At 64.2% G+C, this 22,251-nt stretch carries 19 protein-coding genes; 11 read left to right on the top strand and 8 right to left on the bottom strand.

What is annotated here, in order from left to right:
- Window positions 1-265: 265 nt before the first annotated feature.
- Complete coding sequence (locus tag N4T19_RS06635; protein WP_260719721.1) at window positions 266-2,707, top strand: pyrroloquinoline quinone-dependent dehydrogenase; 2,442 nt, start codon at window positions 266-268, stop codon at window positions 2,705-2,707.
- 205 nt (window positions 2,708-2,912) lie between these two features.
- Here N4T19_RS06635 and N4T19_RS06640 read toward each other — a convergent pair whose 3' ends face one another.
- A complete protein-coding gene (locus N4T19_RS06640; protein ID WP_116924157.1) occupies window positions 2,913-3,335 on the bottom strand; it encodes an acyl-CoA thioesterase in 423 nt (140 codons plus the stop codon).
- A 244-nt stretch (window positions 3,336-3,579) separates the two neighbouring features.
- Here N4T19_RS06640 and N4T19_RS06645 point away from each other — a divergent pair, with 244 nt between their 5' ends.
- The 5 genes from N4T19_RS06645 to N4T19_RS06665 all read left to right on the top strand — a co-directional run bounded on the left by N4T19_RS06645 (window position 3,580) and on the right by N4T19_RS06665 (window position 9,310).
- Window positions 3,580-5,286, top strand: a complete 1,707-nt coding sequence (locus N4T19_RS06645) for an electron transfer flavoprotein-ubiquinone oxidoreductase (RefSeq protein ID WP_116924158.1) — start codon at window positions 3,580-3,582, stop codon at window positions 5,284-5,286.
- A gap of 265 nt (window positions 5,287-5,551) precedes the next feature.
- The gene (locus tag N4T19_RS06650) at window positions 5,552-6,178 is read left to right on the top strand and encodes a lipocalin family protein (RefSeq protein WP_165841092.1); all 627 of its coding nucleotides are present in this window, start codon (window positions 5,552-5,554) and stop codon (window positions 6,176-6,178) included.
- Between the two features lie 354 nt (window positions 6,179-6,532).
- A complete protein-coding gene (locus tag N4T19_RS06655; RefSeq protein WP_116924161.1) occupies window positions 6,533-7,501 on the top strand; it encodes an ABC transporter substrate-binding protein in 969 nt (322 codons plus the stop codon).
- Window positions 7,502-7,617: 116 nt separating this feature from the next.
- Complete coding sequence (locus tag N4T19_RS06660) at window positions 7,618-8,502, top strand: ABC transporter permease (RefSeq protein ID WP_021025995.1); 885 nt, start codon at window positions 7,618-7,620, stop codon at window positions 8,500-8,502.
- 13 nt (window positions 8,503-8,515) lie between these two features.
- Window positions 8,516-9,310: an ABC transporter ATP-binding protein gene (locus tag N4T19_RS06665; protein WP_116924162.1), complete on the top strand. Its 795-nt coding sequence runs from the start codon at window positions 8,516-8,518 to the stop codon at window positions 9,308-9,310.
- Between the two features lie 65 nt (window positions 9,311-9,375).
- Here N4T19_RS06665 and N4T19_RS06670 read toward each other — a convergent pair whose 3' ends face one another.
- Entirely contained in the window at window positions 9,376-10,830 is a 1,455-nt protein-coding gene (locus N4T19_RS06670) for an MFS transporter (RefSeq protein WP_260719722.1), read from the bottom strand.
- A gap of 88 nt (window positions 10,831-10,918) precedes the next feature.
- Here N4T19_RS06670 and N4T19_RS06675 point away from each other — a divergent pair, with 88 nt between their 5' ends.
- Window positions 10,919-11,557 carry a helix-turn-helix transcriptional regulator gene (locus N4T19_RS06675; RefSeq protein WP_182342134.1) on the top strand — a complete coding sequence of 213 codons (639 nt, stop codon included), beginning with the start codon at window positions 10,919-10,921 and terminating at the stop codon, window positions 11,555-11,557.
- Window positions 11,558-11,585: 28 nt separating this feature from the next.
- Here N4T19_RS06675 and N4T19_RS06680 read toward each other — a convergent pair whose 3' ends face one another.
- Window positions 11,586-13,061 (bottom strand): MFS transporter, encoded by a 1,476-nt coding sequence (locus N4T19_RS06680; protein WP_260719723.1) that lies wholly within the window; start codon window positions 13,059-13,061, stop codon window positions 11,586-11,588.
- A gap of 187 nt (window positions 13,062-13,248) precedes the next feature.
- Between N4T19_RS06680 and N4T19_RS06685 the strand changes: the two genes are divergently transcribed.
- Both N4T19_RS06685 and wrbA read left to right on the top strand, forming a co-directional pair.
- Window positions 13,249-14,139, top strand: coding sequence for a LysR family transcriptional regulator (locus N4T19_RS06685; RefSeq protein ID WP_116924165.1), 891 nt, complete (start codon window positions 13,249-13,251; stop codon window positions 14,137-14,139).
- A gap of 209 nt (window positions 14,140-14,348) precedes the next feature.
- Window positions 14,349-14,948 (top strand): NAD(P)H:quinone oxidoreductase, encoded by a 600-nt coding sequence (wrbA, locus tag N4T19_RS06690; protein ID WP_116924166.1) that lies wholly within the window; start codon window positions 14,349-14,351, stop codon window positions 14,946-14,948.
- Window positions 14,949-15,085: 137 nt separating this feature from the next.
- Here wrbA and ppsA read toward each other — a convergent pair whose 3' ends face one another.
- Window positions 15,086-17,479 carry a phosphoenolpyruvate synthase gene (ppsA, locus tag N4T19_RS06695; protein ID WP_260719724.1) on the bottom strand — a complete coding sequence of 798 codons (2,394 nt, stop codon included), beginning with the start codon at window positions 17,477-17,479 and terminating at the stop codon, window positions 15,086-15,088.
- A 290-nt stretch (window positions 17,480-17,769) separates the two neighbouring features.
- On the opposite strand from ppsA, the gene ppsR reads away from it, so the two are divergent.
- Window positions 17,770-18,582 carry a posphoenolpyruvate synthetase regulatory kinase/phosphorylase PpsR gene (ppsR, locus tag N4T19_RS06700; RefSeq protein ID WP_116924168.1) on the top strand — a complete coding sequence of 271 codons (813 nt, stop codon included), beginning with the start codon at window positions 17,770-17,772 and terminating at the stop codon, window positions 18,580-18,582.
- Between the two features lie 186 nt (window positions 18,583-18,768).
- The gene (locus N4T19_RS06705; protein WP_133247973.1) at window positions 18,769-19,224 is read left to right on the top strand and encodes a hypothetical protein; all 456 of its coding nucleotides are present in this window, start codon (window positions 18,769-18,771) and stop codon (window positions 19,222-19,224) included.
- A gap of 115 nt (window positions 19,225-19,339) precedes the next feature.
- On the opposite strand, the gene N4T19_RS06710 is transcribed toward N4T19_RS06705, so the two are convergent.
- The 4 genes from N4T19_RS06710 to N4T19_RS06725 form a co-directional block, all read right to left on the bottom strand.
- Window positions 19,340-20,128 (bottom strand): transporter substrate-binding domain-containing protein, encoded by a 789-nt coding sequence (locus N4T19_RS06710; protein ID WP_260719725.1) that lies wholly within the window; start codon window positions 20,126-20,128, stop codon window positions 19,340-19,342.
- 163 nt (window positions 20,129-20,291) lie between these two features.
- Window positions 20,292-20,837, bottom strand: a complete 546-nt coding sequence (locus N4T19_RS06715) for a glycine zipper 2TM domain-containing protein (RefSeq protein ID WP_260719726.1) — start codon at window positions 20,835-20,837, stop codon at window positions 20,292-20,294.
- 81 nt (window positions 20,838-20,918) lie between these two features.
- On the bottom strand, window positions 20,919-21,368 hold the full coding sequence (gene dut / locus N4T19_RS06720; protein ID WP_182342149.1) for a dUTP diphosphatase: 450 nt from the start codon (window positions 21,366-21,368) through the stop codon (window positions 20,919-20,921).
- A gap of 183 nt (window positions 21,369-21,551) precedes the next feature.
- The gene (locus tag N4T19_RS06725; protein ID WP_116924173.1) at window positions 21,552-22,046 is read right to left on the bottom strand and encodes a hypothetical protein; all 495 of its coding nucleotides are present in this window, start codon (window positions 22,044-22,046) and stop codon (window positions 21,552-21,554) included.
- Between the last annotated feature and the right edge of the window lie 205 nt (window positions 22,047-22,251).

Here is a 22,251-nt window from a genome sequence, read left to right on the forward strand (position 1 = left end):
CGGGCCGACCGGATACCGGTCGCTGGGTCACACCACGCTGCACTGGTGTTTGCTTGCAAGTGCTGGGACTTAGCTCGCCGGCAAAAATTGCACCTACCGCCCTCCCCGGCTTTGCTCCGCGCCGATAATGCGCTGTCGCGGACATGACATAGATCAAGCCGCGCCTCTCTCCAGCCCATGCGATGGGCCTGCGAGGCTTTGCGGCCCAGGCCCGCCATCCGCCTACCCACGGCGATGCGGCGATTCGCATAACCTAATAGTGACAATGGATAAACATAACAAGCGACCCAGCCTGGCTTCCAAGGCCTGGCTGCTTTTCCTGGGCCTGTGCCTGCTGGCCTCAGGCCTGTTCTTTGCTATCTATGGCTACCAGTTGGTGGCACTGCAGGGTAGTTGGTACTTTTTGATCAGCGGTATTGCACTGATCCTCTCGGGCCTGCTGATTGCCGCTGCGCGCCCCGGCGGCGCCTGGCTCTATGCGCTGACCTTGCTGGCCACCGCCGTCTGGGCGCTGGCCGATGTGGGCCTGGATTTCTGGCCCCTGGTCTCGCGCCTGCTGCTGCTCGCCGGTATCGGCATTCTGGTGGCACTGTCCTTCCCGTTGCTGCGCCGCGCGCGCGGCCAGGCGCCCGGCAAGTCTGGCTCCACCGTGGTCGCAGGCCTGCTGCTGCTGACCTGCCTCGCTACCGTGGGCGGCATGTTCCTGCCCCACGCCTCGGTGTCGGCCAAATCGGATGCGACCGTGGTCCAACCGGTGGCCAAGGGCCAGGCAGCTGCCGACTGGGCGCACTATGGCAGCACGCCAGGGGGCACCCGCTTTGCGGCGCTGGACCAGATCACGCGCAGCAATGTCAAGGATCTGCAAGAGGCCTGGCGCTACCAGACCGGCGATGTGCCGGTGAGCCCTGGCGGCGGCGGCGCTGAAGACCAGCTGACCCCGCTGCAGATTGGCAACCAGGTCTTTGTCTGCACCCCGCACAACAATGTGATTGCGCTGGACGCCACTACCGGCAAAGAGCTATGGAAGACCGAGATCAATGCCAAGCAGAAAAAGTGGATGCGCTGCCGTGGCCTGGCCTATTTTGATGCGGCCCAGCCGCTCGGCCAGCCCAGCATGGCCGGCGCAACGCCAGTGCAGGCCGTGAGTGTGGCGCCCGGCGCCGCTTGCCAGCGCCGCATTCTGATGAACAGCGTCGCGCCCGAGCTGATCGCGCTTGACGCCGACACCGGCGCCTTCTGCGAAGACTTTGGCACCCATGGCCGCGTGGACCTGCGCAACGGCATGGGCAAGGGCGCCGACAAGGGCGAGTACTACCCCACCTCCGCCCCGACCCTGGCGGGCACCACCATCGTGATTGGTGGCCGCGTGGCCGACAACGTCAGCACCGACATGCCTGGTGGCGTGGTGCGTGGCTTTGACGTGGTGACGGGCGCGTTGCGCTGGGCCTTTGACCCGGGCAACCCCGAGGACCAGGCCGCCCCTGCCGACGGCAAGACCTATGTGCGCTCGACCCCCAATGTCTGGGCACCGATGTCCTACGACCCGCAGTCCAACACCGTGTTCATGCCCGTGGGCAGCGCAGCAGTCGACCTCTGGGGTGTGAAGCACACCGCGCTGGACCGCAAGTACGGCGCATCGATGCTGGCCGTCGATGCCAGCACCGGCAAGGAAAAATGGGTCTACCAGACCGTGCACGATGACCTCTGGGACTTCGATGTGCCGATGCAGCCCTCGTTTGTGGACTTCCCCGGTGCTGGCGGCAAGACCACGCCCGCGCTGGTGTTCGGCACCAAGGCCGGCCAGATCTTTGTGCTGGACCGCGCGACCGGCCAACCCCTGACCGCCGTTGAAGAGCGCCGCGTGCCCGCTGGCAAGATCGACGGCGAGACCTACTCGCCCACGCAGCCCTTCTCGGTGGGCATGCCCAATATCGGTGCCGATGACATGCGCGAATCCGACATGTGGGGTGCGACCCCGTTTGACCAGCTGCTATGCCGCCTGAAGTTCAAGTCCAAGCGCTACACCGGCCTGTTCACGCCACCGGGCACCGATGCCTCGCTGAACCTGCCCGGCTCGCTGGGCGGCATGAACTGGGGGGGCATCTCGGTCGACCCGACCAACAACTACCTGTTCATCAATGACATGCGCGTGGGCCTGGAAGTGCAGCTGATCAAGGCCGACCCGGCCGACGCCGGCGCCAAGTCCGACGGCAACGAGGCCGCTGCGATCACCAAGCCGGTGCCGCTCGATGGCACGCCCTACGCGATCAACGCCAAGGTGCGCTTCATGTCGCCGCTGGAGATCCCTTGCCAGAAGCCGCCTTTTGGCACGCTGACCGCCGTGGACCTCAAGACCCAGCAGATCGCCTGGCAAGTGCCGGTGGGCACCGTCAAGGACACGGGGCCCTTTGGCATCAAGATGGGCCTGCCCATCCCCATTGGCATGCCCACCATCGGTGGCACCATGGCCACGCAAGGCGGCCTGGTCTTTATCGCTGCCACGCAGGATTACTACCTGCGCGCGTATGAAACCGGCACCGGCCAGGAAGTGTGGAAAGCCCGCCTGCCCGTGGGCAGCCAGGGCACGCCCATCAGCTACCAGTCGCCGGTGACGGGCCAGCAGTTTGTGCTGGTCTCGGCCGGTGGCGCACGCAACTCGCCCGACCGGGGCGACTATGTGATCGCCTACGCGCTGCCGCGCCACTGATCTGCGCTGACCCGCGCGGATTCGCCCTGAGGTGTTCAGCCCGGTGCAAGACTTCCCGCCAGGGAAGGCTTTCACCGGGCTTTTTCATGTCTGCGCGCGATGCATCGCATGACGCCAGGTACCGGCCAACCTCAAAACTGCCACAAGTCTTGATTTGCTATATATTGCATAGCAAACCAGCGAAACGCAGCAAAATCCGGTGTTATCAGCCTTCCACCATGCCGCGCATCCAGCCGGGCAGATCCACCGCCTTCTGGCGCGCAAAATCCACCCACAGCACGGTGGCGCCGCCGCTGGCGTAGACCTCGCCGGGCGCATCCTGCCTTTCGATGTGGTACCAGGTCTCAAAGGCGGTGCGCGCCGCATCGCTGACATACATCTTGACGACGAGCTGGGCCGGGTATTCGATCTGCCGCAGGTAGTTGCAAAAGCAGTTGACGACCACCGGGCCCTGCCCCTCGCCATGGGGCGTGTCGCGCGAAGAGCGCAGCCACTCCACGCGCGCGCTTTCCATGTAGCGAAAATACACGGTGTTGTTGACATGGCCCAGACTGTCCATATCCCCCCAGCGAACGTCCATCACCGAGTCATGAACCCAGCGTTTGTGGTCAGGCAGCAAGATTTTCATAGACTGTCATCTTACGGTGAGGTGGCAGGCGTCCGCGCCCCAGCCTTGTCGCCGACTTTCACAGGCACAAAGCCCCTGTCTCAGAAATCAGAGCGGAGAAGCGCCCAAATCTAGGGCTAACCCTAGGATCAGGGCGGTTACCGCACTGCAACATCCTCATAAAATCCATGGCACTGCATGCAACCCAGGCTCAGATCTGCCGCATGCCTGCCACCCGCTTGAAAAGAATTTGTACGGAGCCCCGATGACCAACGAAGAAATACTGGCCCAATATGGCCCCCGCGAGTCGATGGAGTACGACGTCGTCATCGTCGGCGGCGGCCCAGGCGGCTTGGCCACAGCCATCCGTTTGAAGCAGCTGGCAGCGGAAAAAGGCAGCGATGTCTCCGTCGTCGTGCTGGAAAAAGGTTCGGAGCCTGGCGCGCACACCTTGTCGGGCGCCATCATGGATCCGCGCGCGCTGACCGAGCTGATCCCCGACTGGAAAGCCAAGGGCGCGCCTTTGACCCAGCCGGTGACCGAAGACGCGATGATTTTCCTCAGCGAAAAATCCGGTCTGCGCACCCCCAACTGGCTGCTGCCCCCTTGCTTTCACAACGAAGGCAACTACATCGTGCAGCTGGGCTTTGTCGTCAAATGGCTGGCCGAGCAGGCCGAGGCCCTGGGCGTCGAGATTTTCCCCGGCTTTGCCGCCGCTGAAGTGGTCTATAACGACGACGGCTCGGTCAAGGGCGTGGCCACCGGCAACATGGGCGTCGGCAAGAACGGCGAGCCCACCGGCGAGTTCCAGCTGGGCATGGAGCTGCATGGCAAATACACCATCTTTGCCGAAGGCTCGCGCGGCAACCTGGGCAAGCAACTGATCGCCAAGTTCAAGCTCGACGAAGGCAAGGACCCGCAGACCTATGGCCTGGGCGTCAAGGAATTGTGGGAGATCGATCCCCAGCGCCACCAGCCCGGCTTTGTGATGCACACCGCCGGCTGGCCGATGAACAACGACACCTATGGTGGCGCCTTCCTCTACCACCTGGACGACAACAAGGTCACCTTGGGCTTCATTACCGGTCTGGATTATTCGAACCCCTACCTGTCTCCGTTCGAGGAGATGCAGCGCTGGAAGACCCATCCCAACATCCGCTACTACCTCGAAGGCGACGAGTCCAAGGGCATCAAGCCGGCCAAGCGCATTGGCTATGGCGCGCGCGCCATCACCGCCGGCGGCCTGATGAGCCTGCCCAAGACCGTGTTCCCCGGTGGCGCGCTGGTGGGCTGCGATGCCGGTTTCCTGAACGTCAGCCGCATCAAGGGCAGCCACGCCGCGATCAAGACCGGCATGCTGGCCGCAGAAGCGGCCTTTGAGGCGATTGCCGCGGGCCGCCAGGGCGATGAGCTGAGCGCCTACCCTGCCGCTTTTGAAAAGAGCTGGCTGTACGACGAGCTCAACAAGAGCCGCAACTTCAAGAGCTGGTTCAAGAAGGGCCTGGTCACCGCCTCCATCATGAATGGCCTCGAGCAGTTTGTGCTGCGTGGCAACATGCCCTGGACCCTGCACCGCGACAAGCCCGACCACGCCTACCTCAAGCCCGCGTCGGAATGCAAGCCCATCGTCTACCCCAAACCCGATGGCAAGCTGACCTTTGACCGGCTCTCGAGCGTCTTCATCAGCGGCACCAACCACGCCGAGGACCAGCCCGCCCATCTGACCTTGAAAGATGCCAGCGTGCCGGTGCAGATCAACCTGGCCCAGTACGCCGGCCCCGAGCAGCGCTACTGCCCGGCAGGGGTCTATGAGTTCGTGGCAGATGAAAGCCAGGGCGGCAACGCCCAGCGCCTGCAGATCAATGCGCAAAACTGCGTGCACTGCAAGACCTGCGACATCAAGGACCCGACCCAGAACATTGTCTGGGTCACGCCCGAAGGCGGCGGCGGCCCCAACTACACGGGCATGTAAACACCGCCGTTAGCACTGCTTCTTGCGGGTTTCCATGGCAGGGCAAACACGGGCCGGCCCGCGATCGATTGCCGAACTTGGCCGACAAGCGCGCCCTGACGGGCGTGCAGACAATGGTCCTATGTTTGTCTGGTCACGCTTCCCACGCCTTTCAGTTCAACCCAGCCCCTGCCAGGGCCGGGTGCCGGCGGGCAATGCTCGGACCCATCCTTGGCTCCAGCTGGTAAGCGCACTGCTGGCCGGCGTGCTCTGGGCCGGTGGCAGCATGGCCGCCCCCGCGGCGGATGCGGCGCCCGCTGCATCCAGCAAACGCGCCAAGCGCCCCCCTCCCGCTGCGGCACCCAAGGCTGCCGCGCCATCGCATGCTGCTGCGGTGGCCCCTGCCCCTGCCCCCCTGGTATCGGCTGCCAACCTCGATCTGGAGCGCTTCATGGGCCTGTGGTACAAGGTCGCCAAGGTCGAGGAGCCGCAGGACGCGCTGCGCACCCGGGAGCGCTACGAGTTTCTGCAGCGCTACGACGGTGGCGTGCGAGTGATCGCGACCTCGTACGACCCCCTGTCCAACCGCTGGGACCGCCGGCAGGATTACATGGCGCCGGTCGATGCCAAGGGCGCGGCGCTGAGCAGCCACTACCAGTTGCCGATACCCGTGCATTTCAGCATCAGCCGCTTCGGGCCCTTTGGTGTCAGCTACTACGTCGTGGCGCTCGACCCTTACTACCAATGGGCGATGGTGGCCGGACCCGGCCCCAAATCCTTTTCGATCTTGAGCCGCCGCAGTGAGCTCGAGCCGGAGATGCGCACGTCGCTCGAGCAGCTGGCGACGCGCCAGAACCTGCTCAAGGCCGCCTTGCAGTGGGCCGGCCCCGATCAGGAATCTGCGCCTCGGTGATTACCCGCAGTGCGCGAAATCGCCGCATGCTGGCTTTGCGGCAGGCCAAATTTTACGCACAGTTTTATTGCCACAGCGCTGCATATTTCTCAGTCAAACACATTTTTATTGATCAAAAAGACTATTTTGAGAAATATTACTGTGATCATGTGGCCACTTGCGCAAGCCAGCACAGCTTCTCAGGCAGGGCTGCAACTAGGGCAATCCCATAGATCACAAATGTGTCATCCCATGGGTGCTGGAGTGTAGACTGCTGCTACCTGTTTGCCACCTGTTGTTACTGGGGCAGATGAAGCGGTAGTGGCTCTGGGGCACTACCGCAGGCTATTCAACAAACCTGGCGGAGATATACGCATGAAGAAATTGGCTTGGGCCCCCTTGGGCGCAGTGGCACTGGCAATCGCGGCCATCGCGCCTGCACAGGCAGCAGACCAGAAATCTGTAGCTGTGACGGCCATCGTGGAGCACCCTGCGCTGGACGCAGTGCGCGACGGCGTCAAGGCGGCACTCAAGGCCGAGGGCTTTGAAGAAGGCAAGAACCTCAAGTGGCAGTACCAAAGCGCCCAGGGCAATCCTGGCACCGCCGCGCAGATCGCCCGCAAGTTTGTCGGTGACAAGCCCGATGCCATCGTGGCCATCGCAACGCCTTCGGCACAAGCCGTGGTGGCTGCCACCAAGACCGTGCCCGTGGTGTTCTCCGCGGTGACCGACCCCGTGGCCGCCAAGCTGGTGCCCAGCTGGGAGCCATCGAAGAACAACGTGACCGGTGTCTCCGACCTGCTGGCGCTGGACAAGCAGATGGAACTGCTCAAGAAAGTGGTGCCCAACGCCAAGCGCGTGGGCATGGTCTACAACCCCGGTGAGGCCAACTCTGCCGTGGTGGTCAAGGAACTCAAGGAGCTGCTGCCCAAGATGGGCATGACCTTGGTCGAAGCCGCAGCGCCCCGCTCCGTCGATGTCTCCAGCGCAGCGCGCTCGCTGGTGGGCAAGGCCGATGTGATCTACACCAACACCGACAACAACGTGGTGTCGTCCTATGAAGCGCTGGTCAAGGTCGGCCAGGACTCCAAGCTGCCGCTGGTCGCCTCGGACACCGATTCCGTCGCCCGTGGCGCCGTGGCAGCCCTGGGTATCAACTACCGCGATCTGGGCGAGCAGACCGGCCGCATGGTGGCCCGCATCCTCAAGGGTGAAAAGCCCGGCGACATCAAGACCGAAGTCTCGAGCAAGATGGAGCTGCATGTGAACCCCGGTGCCGCCGAAAAGCAAGGCATCAAGCTGTCCGACGAGCTGGTCAAGTCGGCTGCCAAAGTCATTCAGTGATGGATGCCGCCTCACCTGTGGCTGTGCAACCCGCACAGCGCAGGGGGTGACAAGACGCAGCCCCGCCAGAAGCGGGGCTTGTTTGTTATCCGGACTAGCTCTGATAAGAAAACTCCATGACCTTATTTTCATTTTTGGGAGCCATCGAGATCGGCCTGATCTTTGCGCTGGTCGCGCTCGGTGTGTTCATCTCCTTTCGCCTGCTGCGCTTTCCTGACCTGACGGTCGATGGCAGCTTTCCCTTGGGCGCCGCCGTCTGCGCGGTGATGATCACCGGCGGCTACAGCCCCTTTCTGGCCACCATCGGTGCCACCTTGGCTGGTGCGGTCGCTGGCCTGATCACCGGCTGGCTCAACGTCAAGCTCAAGATCATGGACCTGCTTGCCTCGATCTTGATGATGATCGCGCTGTACTCGATCAATCTGCGCATCATGGGTGGCCCCAATGTGCCGCTGATCAACGACCCCACGCTCTTCAACCAGCTGCAACCGGCCGGCATTGAAGACTATGTGTTCCGTCCGCTGCTGATGTGCGCGATTGTGGTGCTCGCCAAGCTGGCGATGGACTGGTTCTTCCTGACTGAGCGGGGCCTGGCCATTCGTGCCACCGGCACCAATGCCCGCATGGCCCGCGCGCAAGGCGTCAACACCGGCGGCATGATCTTGCTGGGCATGGCGGTCTCCAACGGCCTGGTCGGCCTGGCCGGCGCGCTGTTTGCGCAGACCCAGGGCGGCGCCGACAGCTCGATGGGCATCGGCACCATCGTGATCGGTCTGGCAGCAGTGATCGTGGGCGAGTCCATCCTGCCTTCGCGCAAGCTGATTTGGGCCACCTTGGCCGTGGTCCTCGGCGCCATCGTCTACCGCTTCTTCATTGCGCTGGCGCTCAACAGCGACTTCATCGGCCTCAAGGCCCAGGATCTGAACCTGGTCACCGCCTTGCTGGTCACGATCGCGCTGGTCATCCCCCAGCTCAAACGTCGTTTTGCGAAAAAGCACTGACAAGGAGAGAGACATGCTGAGCGCAAAAGACCTCAAGATCACCTTCAACCCCGGCACCCCGATCGAAACCCGCGCGCTGCGCGGCATGGCGCTGGATATTCCCGCCGGCCAGTTCGTCACCGTCATCGGCTCCAACGGCGCGGGCAAATCGACCTTTTTGAACGCCATCTCCGGCGACCTGATGGTCGACTCGGGCAGCATCGTCATTGACGGCGAAGACATGACGCGCAAGCCCGTCTGGGACCGCGCGCACAAAGTGGCCCGCGTGTTCCAGGACCCGATGGCCGGCACCTGCGAAGACCTGTCGATCGAAGAGAACATGGCCCTGGCGCATGAGCGCGGCAACTTTCGCGGCCTGTCCAAGGCCGTCAAGCAAGCCAACCGTGCGCTCTACCGCGAAAAGCTCGCCACCCTGGGCCTGGGCCTGGAAAACCGTTTGACCGACCGCATCGGCCTGCTCTCGGGAGGCCAGCGCCAGGCCGTAAGCCTGCTGATGGCAGCGCTCCAGCCTTCGCGCATTTTGCTGCTCGACGAGCACACCGCTGCGCTCGATCCGCGCACCGCCGACTTTGTGCTCAAACTCACCGCCCGCATCGTCGAAGAAGGCCAACTGACCACGATGATGGTCACCCACAGCATGCGCCAGGCGCTCGATGTGGGCGACCGCACCGTGATGCTGCACCAGGGCCAGGTGGTGCTCGATGTCAGCGGCGAGGAACGCGCCAAGATGGACGTGCCCGATCTGCTGCAGATGTTCGAGAAGGTGCGCGGCGAAAAACTCGCCGATGATGCGCTGCTGCTGGGCTAAACAGCCGCTCCTGCACCGCCACAACAGCGGAGACCACGCAGGTGGCTCCGCTGTTTTTTTATGCCTCAGAGCGCTGCAGCACGGCGCAAAAATCGCCGCAGCGACCAGGCCGCTAATGCAGGGAACAGCGCAAACACGGCAAACAACCAGAGCGCCGAGCGGCCCAGCGCTGCCGGGTCGCCCAGCGCGGTCAACCCCAGCGCATTGGCCACCAGGCCCACCAGCGCCGCACCGACCGCCATGCCATAGAGCTGCACCGTCGTGATGCCCGATGCGGCGCTGTCGGCCTCCTGGGCACTGGCGCTGTGCATGATGGCATTGAGCACATGGGGCCAGGCCATGCCCACCCCCAGACCGAGCACAGCCAGCGCCAGGCCACAGACCACCAGCGCCGCCATCCCCTGCCAGGGCATGGCCAGCGCCAAGGCCACCAGGGCCAACGTGCACAGCACCGGGCCGATCAGCATCAGTGCCCTGCCGGCCCGGCCACTTTTGCCCGAGAACAACACCGACGCCACCGACCAGCCGCCGGCGAGCAAAGCCGTCACATAGCCCGCCGTCAACGGTTGCAAGCCATGCAAGTGCTGCAGCAGATAGGGCACAAACACCTCGGTCATCGTCCCCACCAGCAGCAGGGCGACGGCGGCGTACAGCATGCCCAGCGGCTGGCCGAGCGCCGTGCTGCCCTGGGGCAGCAGGCGGCGGCTGGCGCGGCGCTCATGCCAGATCGCAGCCGCGCCGGCCAGCAAGCCTGCCGCGCCCAGCAGCCATTGCCAGAGCGGTGCAGTCACCACACTGGCCGCCGCCACCAACAGCACCGACAGCGCCAGCAGCACAATCTGCAGCCCGGCAATGCGGCCGTCCTGCGCAGGTGTGCTGCGCAGCAGGCGCTGCGGGGCCAGTTGGCGCTGCACCAGCAGCATTTGCAGCACCAGCAAGGGCAACAAGGCGCCAAAGGCCAGGCGCCATTGGCCGGCCTGGGCAAACAGGCCGCCCACGGCTGGGCCGCTGAGCGTCGCCACACCCCACATGGCCGAGATCAGCCCAATCGCGCGCGGCCACAGCGCGGGCGGAAACACCAGCCGGATCAAGGTATAGCTCAGCGCCCCCACCGCGCCGCCCCCCAGGCCCTGCACCGCGCGGCCCAGCAGCAGCATCGGCATCGATGGCGCCGTTGCACACAGCAAGCTGCCCAGGCCAAACACCAGCAGGCCTGCCAGCATGGCGCCGCGTGCGCCCCAGCGGGCCAGCATGCGCACCGCCAGTGCCGCGCCAATGATCGAGGCCACCACAAACAAGGTGGTGCTCCAGGCATACCAGGCCAGGCCGCCAATCTCCTGCACCACCGAGGGCAGGATGGTGGTGACGATATGCACATTGATCGCATGCATGGCCACCGCGCCGGTCAGCGCCAGCGCCTTGAGGCCATGGGGCCGGCCCAGCAGCTGGGCCCAGCCGGCAGGCGCTTCGGGCACGGGCGCGGCGCCTGTGGTGAGGGGTGATGAAGTTGAGGATGCCATGCCATTCCTGGTTGTGAAATAATGCAAGTATTGTCTTTGATAATCCCACGCTCTCAGCAATAAAACAAGCTATCACTTGTATAAATAAATGCCATCGCTCCCCATCGACCCCTCGTCCACCATGCGCATGCTAGAAGCTCTGAAGCGCCAGGCCCCCGCCAGCACCGCCGACTTGGCGCGCACGCTGCAGATGACGGCCGAGGCCGCTCGCCAGCAGATCAACAAGCTGGCTGACCAGGGCCTCGTGCAGGCCGATCTGCAAAAACCGGCGGGCGCGGGCCGGCCGCGCCAGCTGTGGACCTTGACGGCTGCGGGCCAGCGTTACTTTCCCGATGCCCATGCGCAACTCACGGTGCAGCTCATTGGCGCCATCGAAAAGCTCTTTGGCCAGCAGGGCATGGACGGCCTGATCAGCGAGCGCGAAGCGCAATCACGCAGCCGCTACCGCCAGGCCTGCACCGCCCCCGGACTGCCCGAGCGCCTGGCGCAGCTGGCCGAGGTCCGCACGCAAGAGGGCTATATGGCCCATGTCGAGCCCCACCCGCAAGGCTGGCTGCTGGTGGAGCACCACTGCCCCATCTGCGCTGCGGCACAGAGCTGCCGGGGCTTTTGCCGTTCGGAGCAGGCGCTGTTCCAGGAGGTGGTCGCAGGCTTGGCTACGTTGGAGCGCAGCGAATACCTGCTCGACGGCGGCCAGCGCTGCGTCTACCTGGTGCAGCCGCTGTAAGGCCGCCGCCTGACGCAGCGCAGCTGGCTCAGGCGCAAGCCGCTGCTTCGCCATCCTCCTGGGATGCACTGCGGGACTGGGTCTGCGGCTTGGCCATGCGCAGACATACCAGCCAGGCCAGCAAGGCCAGGCCCGCGGCACCCCAGAGCGCATGCTGCAGGCCCCGGGCATTGGCCTGGCGGATGGTCTCAGCGCCAGCCCCTTCCAGCCCAGCCAGCGGCGCGGCCGCCAGCATCACTAGCAGCGCCAGGCCCAGCGCCGCGCCCACCTGCTGCGCGGTGGCAGCCACACCGGACGCCACGCCTTGGCGCGCCGGCGCAATACCCTGGCCCACGAGCACCCACATGCCGGTCCAGCTCGCACCCTGGCCCAGGCTCATCACCACAAAGCCGGGTACCAGCCAGGCATAGTTGCCGGCCAGCGGCAGCACCGCAGCTATCCAGACCATGCCCAGCACACCGGCGGCCCAGCCCCGCAGCAGCACGCTGCGGGTGCCCTGCTGCGCCAGGCCGCGCTCGGCCAGGCGTATGCCCCAGGTGCACACCGCCGTCGGCAGCACAAAGGCCAGGCCGGCCTGCAGCGGGCTCCAGCCCAGCACCTGCTGAAAATACAGACCCAGAAAGTAATACTGCACGCCGTAGCTGCTCATGAACAGCATGGCCAGCAGCATGCTGGTCTGCAAGCTGCCCACCCGCAGCATGGCCAGCGGCATCAGGGGCGCCGCCACCCGCGCTTCGGTGCGCCAGAATAGACCGAGCGCGGCCAGCGCCAGCAGCAGCAGGCCCAGTGTGCGCCCGTCAGCCCAGCCCCATTGCGGGCCCTGCACCAGCAGCGCCACCCAGGCGCTGGCACCGACGGTCACGCTGATGCAGCCCAGCAGGTCAAAGCGGCGCTGTGCAGCCGGCACTGCTGGCATCGCAGGCAGGTAGCGGCCAGCGGCGAGCGCGCAGGGCCAGGCAATCGGCACCAGCACCCAGAGCACCCAGTTCCAGCCCAGGGTCTGGGTCAGCAGGCCACCCAGCAAGGCGCCAGCCGCCAGCCCGCCGGCACTGGCCATGCTCCACACGGCCAGCGCACGGTTGCGCGCAGCGCCTGCGGCATACAAGGTATTGATCATCGACAAGGTGGCCGGGAACAGCAGCGCCGCTGCCACCCCCTGCCCGGCACGCGCCGCCACCAACTGCCAGGGCAGATGCGCAAAGCCGCCAGCCAAGGAGGCCAGGCCAAACAGCGCCATCGCTGCCACATACATGCGGCGCTGGCCCAGCAGATCAGCGCAGCGCCCGCCCAGCAGCAGGCAGCCGCCAAAGGCCACGCTGTAGCCGCTGATGACCCATTGCAGGTGGCGGGCATCGAGCTGCAGCTGCTGGCCCATGGCATCCAGCGCGACAAAGACAATCGTCGCGTCGAGCGCAATCAGCAGTTGCGCAAACGACAGCAAGGCCAGCGCGGCGCGCGGATGGCGCAGCAAAGCAGGCTGGCGCAGGGGTTCTTCAAGGGTCACGTCATCACTCCGACAAGGGAAAAAGCATGCGGCGCGGTCTGCGCGCAGAAAACCTGCAGCACTGGGTGCCTGCAGGCGGGTGATGACCGGTCATGGCGCCATGGTATTTAAATCAATAACGAAGATAAATAGCAAACCTATCTTTTACTTATGCAAAAATGAATCAATACCTTTGCCGGAGCCATCCATGGATTTGAACGCGGTACAGATGCTGATCAAGGTGGCCGAGCACAAGAGCTTTACCCAGGCCGCGCACAGCCTGGGCACCACGCAGTCGCGCATCTCCCGCGCCATTGCGCAGCTGGAGGCCGACCTGGGCACGCGCCTGCTGCACCGCAATACCCGCAATGTGTCGCTGACCCCCGATGGCTGCCTGCTGGTCGACCGCAGTGCCGCGCTGATCGCCGGGCTGGACGATGCCAAGCAGCAGCTGCTGGACCGGCGCTGCGAGCCCACCGGTGTGCTGCGCATGACGGCGCCTTCGGTGCTCGGCCGCATGGTGCTGACACCCTTGCTGGGCCAGCTGCTGCAGCAGCACCCGGGCCTGCAGATCGAGGCCAGCTTCACCGACCGCCTGGTGGACATGGTGGACGAGGGTTTTGACGCTGCGGTGCGCATCGGCCCCTTGCTCGACAGCCGGATGATCGGCCGGCCGCTGCCGCCGCTGCACTGGGTGACGGTCGCCTCACCGGCCTATACCGCCCGCCACGGCCGGCCGCAAAACCTGCAAGAGCTGGCCACGCACCGCTGCCTGTCGGTCTACAACCACTACCGGGGTTTTGCCGTGCCCTGGCAGTTTCGCCACCCCGACGGCAGCACCATCGACTGGCCCGCGCCCCACGCGATCAGGTTCGACAGTGGTGACCCGTTGATCGAAGGCGCGATTGCCGGCCTGGGCGTGGCCCAGGTGATGGGGTTTGCGGTGCGCGATGCGCTGGCCGATGGCCGGCTGGAGCGGCTGCTGCCCGCGCTGGAAGGCCGCAGCCGCGCGCTCTCCGTGGTCTACCCGCGCACGCGCCATGCCTCACCCAAGGTGCAGGCGCTGTGCCAGCTGCTCTTGGCGCGCAGCGCCTGGTGATCGCACCAGCCCAGGAAGGCTCTGGCGCGCCATGCCGGCTGGCGGCGATTGTTCAAATCCATGCAACGCTGCGTTCAAACCCGAGGCACCCCAAACAGGCGCAGACGCCCTACAGTAGATCCAGGCGCCAAGAACGGATCGCATACCGGTTCTGGAGACGCTCCCACCGCTGTAGCGGTCCCTCTTCATCGACAAAGGAAATATTCACCATGGCTAAAGTTCTGGTTCTCTACCATTCCATGTACGGTCACATCGAGACCATGGCCGGCAAGATCGCCGAAGGCGCACGCAGTGTCGCCGGCACCGAGGTGGTCATCAAGCGCGTACCCGAGACCATGCCGCAAGAGGCTTTCCAGGCCGCTGGCGGCAAGGTGGACCAGGCAGCCGCTGTGGCCACGCCAGCCGAGCTCGCAGAGTACGACGCCATCATCTTTGGCACCCCCACCCGTTTTGGCAATATGAGCGGCCAGATGCGCAGCTTCCTCGACCAGACTGGGGGCCTGTGGGCCAAGGGCGCGCTGTCGGGCAAGGTCGGCAGCGTGTTCACGTCGACGGGCACCTTGGGCGGCCAGGAAACCACCGTGACCTCGTTCTGGAACACCCTGGCCCACCACGGCATGGTGATCGTGCCCGCCGGTTTTGGCCTGCCTTCGCAGTTTGACCTGTCGCAGGCCAAGGGCGGCTCGCCCTACGGCGCAGCCACCCTGGCCGGTGCCGATGGCTCGCGCCAGCCCTCCGCCCCCGAGCTGGAACTGGCCTTTGCCCAGGGCGCCAAGGTTGCTGCACTTGCTGCCAAGCTGAGCGCCTGAGCCTTTAGCCTTTAGCCGGCCTGGCCGGCTGCAGCAGTCTTAGAACGCAAAAAAGCCAGTCAGAGGTCCTGACTGGCTTTTTGATTTTGGCGCCTGGTGGGGTGCCTGCCACCACAGCGGTGGCAGGGGAGTGCCGCTTACTTGGCGGCCAGGCGCTGCCAGGTGTCGATCACACTGTCGGGGTTCAGCGAGATCGAGGCAATGCCCTTGTCCGCCAGCCACTGCGCAAAGTCCGGATGGTCCGAAGGGCCCTGGCCGCAGATACCGACGTACTTGTTCTGGGCCAGGCAGGCCGTGATGGCGCATTCGAGCATCTTCTTGACGGCAGGGTCGCGCTCGTCAAAGTCGGCAGCCAGCAGCTCCAGACCGGAGTCACGGTCCAGGCCCAGCGTCAGCTGGGTCAGGTCGTTCGAGCCGATCGAGAAGCCATCGAAGTACTCCAGGAACTCATCGGCCAGGATGGCGTTCGAGGGCACTTCGCACATCATGATGACTTCCAGGCCGTTCTCGCCGCGCTTCAAGCCATTGGCCGCCAGCAGCTCGGTCACGCGCTTGGCCTGGTCCAGGGTGCGCACGAAGGGGATCATGATCTTGACATTGGTCAGGCCCATGTCGTTACGCACGCGCTTGAGCGCTTCGCACTCCATCTTGAAGGCTTCGCCAAAATCCTTGGAGATGTAGCGCGCCGCACCCCGGAAGCCCAGCATCGGGTTTTCTTCATCGGGCTCGTAGCGGCTGCCGCCGATCAGCTTGCGGTACTCGTTGGACTTGAAGTCCGACATGCGCACGATGACGGGCTTGGGGTAGAAAGCCGCCGCAATCGTGGCCACACCTTCGGTGATCTTGTCGACGTAGAAAGCGCGCGGCGAGGCATGGCCCCGGGCGACGGATTCGACGGCCTTCTTCAGATCGGCATCGACGGCGGGGTAGTCCAGGATGGCCTTGGGGTGCACGCCGATGTTGTTGTTGATGATGAATTCCAGACGTGCCAGACCCACGCCATCGTTGGGCAGTTGGGCAAAATCAAAGGCCAGCTGGGGGTTGCCCACGTTCATCATGATCTTGGTCTTGATGGGTGGCATCTCGCCGCGCTTGACCTCGGTGATCTCGGTTTCCAGCAGACCGTCATAGATGCGGCCGGTGTCGCCTTCTGCGCAGCTCACCGTCACCAGGGTGCCGTTCTTGAGTAGCTCGGTGGCATTGCCGCAGCCCACGACGGCAGGGATGCCCAGCTCGCGCGCAATGATCGCGGCGTGGCAGGTACGGCCACCGCGGTTGGTGACGATGGCCGCGGCCTTTTTCATCACCGGCTCCCAATTCGGGTCGGTCATGTCGGTCACCAGCACATCGCCGGCTTCAACCTGGTCCATCTGCGAGATGTCGGAGACCAGGCGCACGCGGCCGGTGCCGATCTTCTGGCCAATCGCGCGCCCTTCGGCCAGCACGGTGCCGCTGCCCTTGAGCTTGTAGCGCTGCTCGGCCTGGCCCTTGGACTGGCTCTTCACCGTCTCAGGGCGTGCCTGCAGGATGTAGAGCTTGCCGTCGGTGCCGTCCTTGCCCCACTCGATATCCATCGGGCGGCCATAGTGCTTCTCGATCACCAGCGCGTACTGCGCCAGCTCTTGCACTTCGGCATCGGTGAGCGAATAGCGGTTGCGCAGCTCGGGGCTCACATCGGTGGTGGCCACCAGCTTGCCCGATGCCGCCTTTTCTTCGGGCGTGGCAAATACCATCTGCACCAGCTTGGAGCCCAGGTTGCGGCGGATCAGGGCCTGCTTGCCCGCTTCGAGCATGGGCTTGTGCACATAGAACTCGTCCGGGTTCACGGCGCCTTGCACCACGGTCTCGCCCAGGCCGTAGCTGGAGGTGATGAAGACCACCTGGTCAAAGCCCGACTCGGTGTCGATGGTGAACATCACGCCAGCAGCGCCTTTGTCCGAGCGCACCATGCGCTGCACACCGGCCGACAGCGCCACCACGTCGTGGGCAAAGCCCTTGTGCACGCGGTAGGAAATGGCGCGGTCGTTGTAGAGCGAGGCAAACACCTCCTTCATCTTGTGCAGCACATCGTCGATGCCCACCACGTTCAGGAAGGTTTCTTGCTGGCCAGCGAACGAAGCGTCGGGCAGGTCTTCTGCGGTGGCCGACGAGCGCACGGCAAAGGAGGCCTCGGTATTGCCCGCTTGCAAGGTTACAAAGGCATCGGCAATGGCTTGTTGCAAATCGAGCGGGAAAGGCTGGGCCTCGACCATGGCACGGATCTCGGCGCCGACCTGAGCCAGCGCGCGCACATCGTCCACATCCAGCGCCGCGAGCTTGGCGCTGATCTTGTCAGCCAGGCCTTCGTGGGCCAGGAACTCGCGAAACGCATGGGCCGTCGTGGCAAAGCCGGTCGGCACGCGCACGCCTTGCGGCAGTTGCGAGATCATTTCGCCGAGCGAGGCGTTCTTGCCGCCTACGACCTCGACGTCGGTCATTCTCAGGTTCTCAAACGGTACGACCAGGGCGGTCGCGCTGTAGAGGTTGGACATGGTGAAGCTCCGGAAGTTAAAAACTGGCTCGGGCGCCCATGGCCGCAGTGGGGGCAATGGCACGCACGCATAGACTCCTGCCGGGCCGCTGCGAGCTCGGACATCTGGCTTTGTATTTGTACTGGTAGGCCGGAGTACATGCGGGAAATGTGAATAATGGGCGTCATTGTAGGCGTGCTGCTGCCATTTTGCTTGCGACTTGCTGAACACCGTGGTCAACAATGACAAACCCCGCACGCAGCTGTGCGCAGCCTGCGCCAGAATTCGCCCGTTACCGCCGATGTACCACCATGCACCAACGCACCATTTTCTTTATCTCTGATGGCACCGGCGTGACAGCCGAGACCTTTGGCCGCGCCATCATGAAGCAGTTCGACATCACCACCCGTGCGGTGCGCCTGCCCTTTGTGGACACGGTCGACAAGGCCCACCAGGCCGTGCACCAGATCAACCACACAGCCGAGAAAGAGGGCAAAAAGCCCATTGTGTTCACCACCTTGGTCGAACCGGAGACCGTCAAAGTAGTGCATGAGCACTGCAAAGGCCTGGTGATGGACATGTTTGCCACCTTTGTGCAGCCGCTCGAAGACGAGCTGGGCGCCAAGTCGCACCACCGCATCGGCCGCTTTACCGACATCAGCGAGAGCAAGGAATACTTCGACCGCATGGAGGCGATCAATTTCAGCCTGGCGCACGATGATGGCCAAACCAACCATGACCTGGCCGGTGCCGATGTGATTTTGGTCGGGGTCAGCCGCAGCGGCAAGACCCCTACCAGCCTGTACCTGGCAATGCAGTTTGGCCTCAAGGTCGCCAACTACCCGCTGATCCCCGAGGATTTTGACCGCCAGCAGCTGCCCCCGGCCCTGCTGCCCTATAAAAAGAAGATCTTTGGCCTGACCATTGCACCCGAGCGCCTGTCCCAGATCCGCAATGAGCGCCGCCCCGACTCACGCTACGCCAGCCTGCAAAACTGCCGCATGGAAGTGGCCGAGGCCGAGTCGATGATGCGCCGCGCCGGCATCCAGTGGCTGTCGACCACGCACAAGTCCATCGAGGAGATTGCCGCCGTGGTGATGCAGGGACTGAAGCAGGACGAGTGAGCGGCGCGCTGCCGATCGCTGCAAATCGCTGCCCATCATGGCCACTGGCTATTGCCTAACGCTGCGCGTCAGGGATGCGCAACGTTACCCTTGCTTCGCACAGCTTTACAGCAGGCCGCATGCGCGCCTGCTATAACCAAGCGATCACGGCCCCGTGTGGATGGGCCGCCGCTCAGGAGTTCAAGCATGAACACAACATTGACCTGGATCGCCAGCGCCGGCCTCTGTGCCGCGCTGCTGGCCACCCTGTCCGCCCAAGCCGCCCAGCCGGGCGCTTTTTCCGTGACCGAGACCAAATCGGCCATCGGTAACAAACCCGCCAAGGCCCCGCGTACCAAGGACCGCTGCATCGGCCCGGAACTGGTGGACAAGGACGGCTTTCTCTATCCCGATCTGATCCTGTCCAAGCATTTCAGCCAGTGCCGCATCAAGGACAGCAAGCTCTTGGACAAGAACAACAAGAGCTGGACGGTGACCTGCGGCAAGATGCTGACCGCCCAGGCCAAGCAAACCAATACCGGTGACAACTTTCATCTGCACATCGATGCAGCACTGCTGGGCGGCGCGATGAAGCAGACGCTGGACTATGAGGCGCAGAGCTTGAAGCGCCAGTGCACGCCCGAAGACGAGCCGCTGGAATAGGCCCAACCCTACCGCCAAAGAATCAGTGGGCCTTGGCCCACTCGGTTTCATACCAACAGCGGCCAGGCCCTGCCCTATGGTGCCTTGTCGGCTAGCGTGGAGGTCACCTAGCTGATTACTTCAGCCACTTCTGCGCCTCTTGCTGCAGCACGCCGCGCAGTGCCAGCACATCCCAGGTGAACTGCATCAGGCGCTGGTAGTCGGCATCGTCCACCGGCAGCATAAAGCCCAGTTGGTTGACGGGGGTCAGCGGCTTGTCCAGGTAGGCGGCGTAGAGGCGCGGGTCGGCCTTGCTGTAGTGCAGCGCCTCATAGGTCTCGGTGATCATCGCATCGCCCTTGCCCTCGGCGATCAGGCCCGGAATCTCGGCGTTCTTGTCATGCGTGCTGACCTGGGCGTTCTTCAGGTTCTGCAGCACATAGGCTTCGTTGGTGCCGCCAGGGTTCTTGATCACGCGCACGCTGGCCTGGTTCAGGCTTTCGGGCGTGGTGAATTTGTCCTTGTCAGCCGCACGCACCAGGGCCACCTTGCCAAACGGCGCGTAGCCCGGCAGCATCTGCACCTTGCTCAGGCGCGCCACATTGCGCGTGATGCCGCCCACGGCCACATCGAACTTGTTGTCCTGCAGGTCCTGCATCAGCTTGGGCCAGCTGGTGTCCACATATTCGACCTTGACCCCCAGCTCCTTGGCCATGGCCTCGACCACCTCGATGTCATGGCCGGCGTATTTGCCATCGGCCTTCATCGCAAAGGGGCGGTAGTCGCCCGGGGTGCCCACGCGCAGCACCTTGGCCTGCATGATGGCATCGAGCCGGGGGCCCGCCTGGGCAGGCAGCGACAGGGCCGCAAGCGCCGTCGCACTGACGGCCATGGCGGCAAGAGTGTTGGTTGTCTTCTGGAACATGGGGGCACCTTGGTGGGGTCAACTATCGGGAGGGAAGATCACGCAAAAAAAGCGTGCACACCGTTGCGGTGTACACGCTTTTTGAGACACGCGGCGCCATTGTGTCCCAGCGCCAGCCGCCTGCCCATCGGGGTTCACCCAAGCCTGGCAGGCGCTGCGCCGATCAATAGCGCGAGATCTGGCCCTGGTTGATCTGCACGCGGTCGCCCGGGCGCAGATCGCCGGGGTTGGGCACATCAAAAATGCGCTGGCCGCCGTTTTGCAAGTTGATATGGATGCGGTAGCCGCTGACGGTGCTGCGGCCGCTGCTCGACGACTGCTCCAGCGCATTGCCGGCCGCTGCACCACCGGCCACACCCGCTGCGGTGGCGGCCATGCGGCCAAAGCCGCCGCCCACCTGATTGCCCAGCACGCCGCCAACCACGGCACCCAAGATGGCGCCTACGCCAGAGGTGCTGCGCGACTGCGAGCGCAGCTCTTCAATATTGCCTACGGTGCCATATTCCATGCCGTAAGGCGCTTTCTGCGGATAGCCGCCCTGCTGCGGGTAGCTGCCCTGTTGCTGGGGCGCCGGGCCTTGCGGGTAGCGGTTGTCATAACGGGGCGGTGCCTGGACGCAGGCGGCGAGCACCGAGGTAGCCGCCAGGGCCAGGCCCAGCTTGCTGGCGCGTTGCAGCAAGCTGCGCGAGCTTGAATTCGATGGGGACATTGCGCTCTCCTTTCAGATCACAAAAATGACGTTGCGGTCAAGGCCATCGTGGCCCTGCCAGTCTCAATACGGTGGGGCGGCCTATTTGGTGCCGGTGGAGCCATAGCCCCCGGCGCCACGCTCGGACACATCGCCAAAATCTTCCACTACCTGAAAGCTCGCCTGCACCACGGGCACGATCACCATTTGCGCGAGGCGCTCCATCGGCTCCAGCACAAAGGGCTGGCTGCTGCGATTCCAGGCGCTGACCATCAGCTGGCCTTGGTAGTCGCTGTCGATCAGGCCAACCAGGTTGCCCAGCACGATGCCATGCTTGTGGCCCAGGCCCGATCGCGGCAGGATCATCGCCGCGTAACCAGGGTCGCGCAGATGGATGGCCAGGCCGGTGGGCACCAGTTGCCAGGCGTTGGGCTCCAGGGTCAGGGGGGCATCGAGGCAGGCGCGCAAGTCCAGGCCGGCGCTACCAGGGGTGGCGTACTGGGGCAGCTGCGCTTGCATGCGGGGGTCGAGAATCTTCAGGTCAACAATCATGGTGGTGGTTCAGCTATCAATGCAGCGAAGGCTAGCATATACACAACGCCCGCCAGCGCAGTTGGTGCACCGGCCTACAGCCATTTACCGTATGCATACAAATGCAAGGATTTGCAGCCACAGCCGCCAAGCAACCCGCCGCCCCAGACCGTGACCGCATTCTGGCGGGCCCTGGGATGCCGCTTAGTCTTTCTGGGACCAGCCCTTTTTGAAGGCCGCAATCAGCATCACGATGCCCAGCGGCGGAAACATGATGCCCAGGATCGCGGCAATCAGCACCCCGATGAGCTTGAAGCCGCTGAACGACTTCTTGCTGGCCGTACCACTGCCGGCAGAGGTAAAAATCGATGTGGTAGATGCGCCTGAACTGCTGCGCGTTGTGGTGGTCAGCGTCTGCGCCGCGCCCTGGCGCCTGCCCTTGCGCGTCTGGTCCATCTGGCGGATGCGGTCGAGCAGCTCCTGGGCTTGGTCGGCGATCGGGTTGCTGCTCGCGTGGCTGGATGCAGCCGATGGCAATGGCGCCTGGCCGTGGCCTGGCCGCGCCGGGCGCTGCATGCTGCCCATGGTATGAGCGGCACCGGAGTTCTGCCGGGCGATGAGCTGGTCCACATAGCGCACAAAGTCGCCGTGCGGTGGTGTGTCATAGACAGACGCGCTGTCCCTGTTCAGCAGTGCCAATGGCCTCTCCTCTTGCCGCCGTCGCTTGCAAGCGGCAGCAGCGATTGATAGTTTCAAACTCCGGCATAGCAGCTGTGCATGCCTGGACCCTCTCGTCCCTCTGAGAGTGCATTGTGCTTGACATCTGGCGCCCCCACAACGCGTCAGATGCGGCGCGCGCTGCCTGCACCCGGCCTTGCTTTCTGTCACAATGGCCTCAACTTTT

The sequence above is a fragment of the Comamonas squillarum genome, from assembly GCF_025309455.1.
GTDB lineage: Bacteria > Pseudomonadota > Gammaproteobacteria > Burkholderiales > Burkholderiaceae_C > Comamonas > Comamonas squillarum.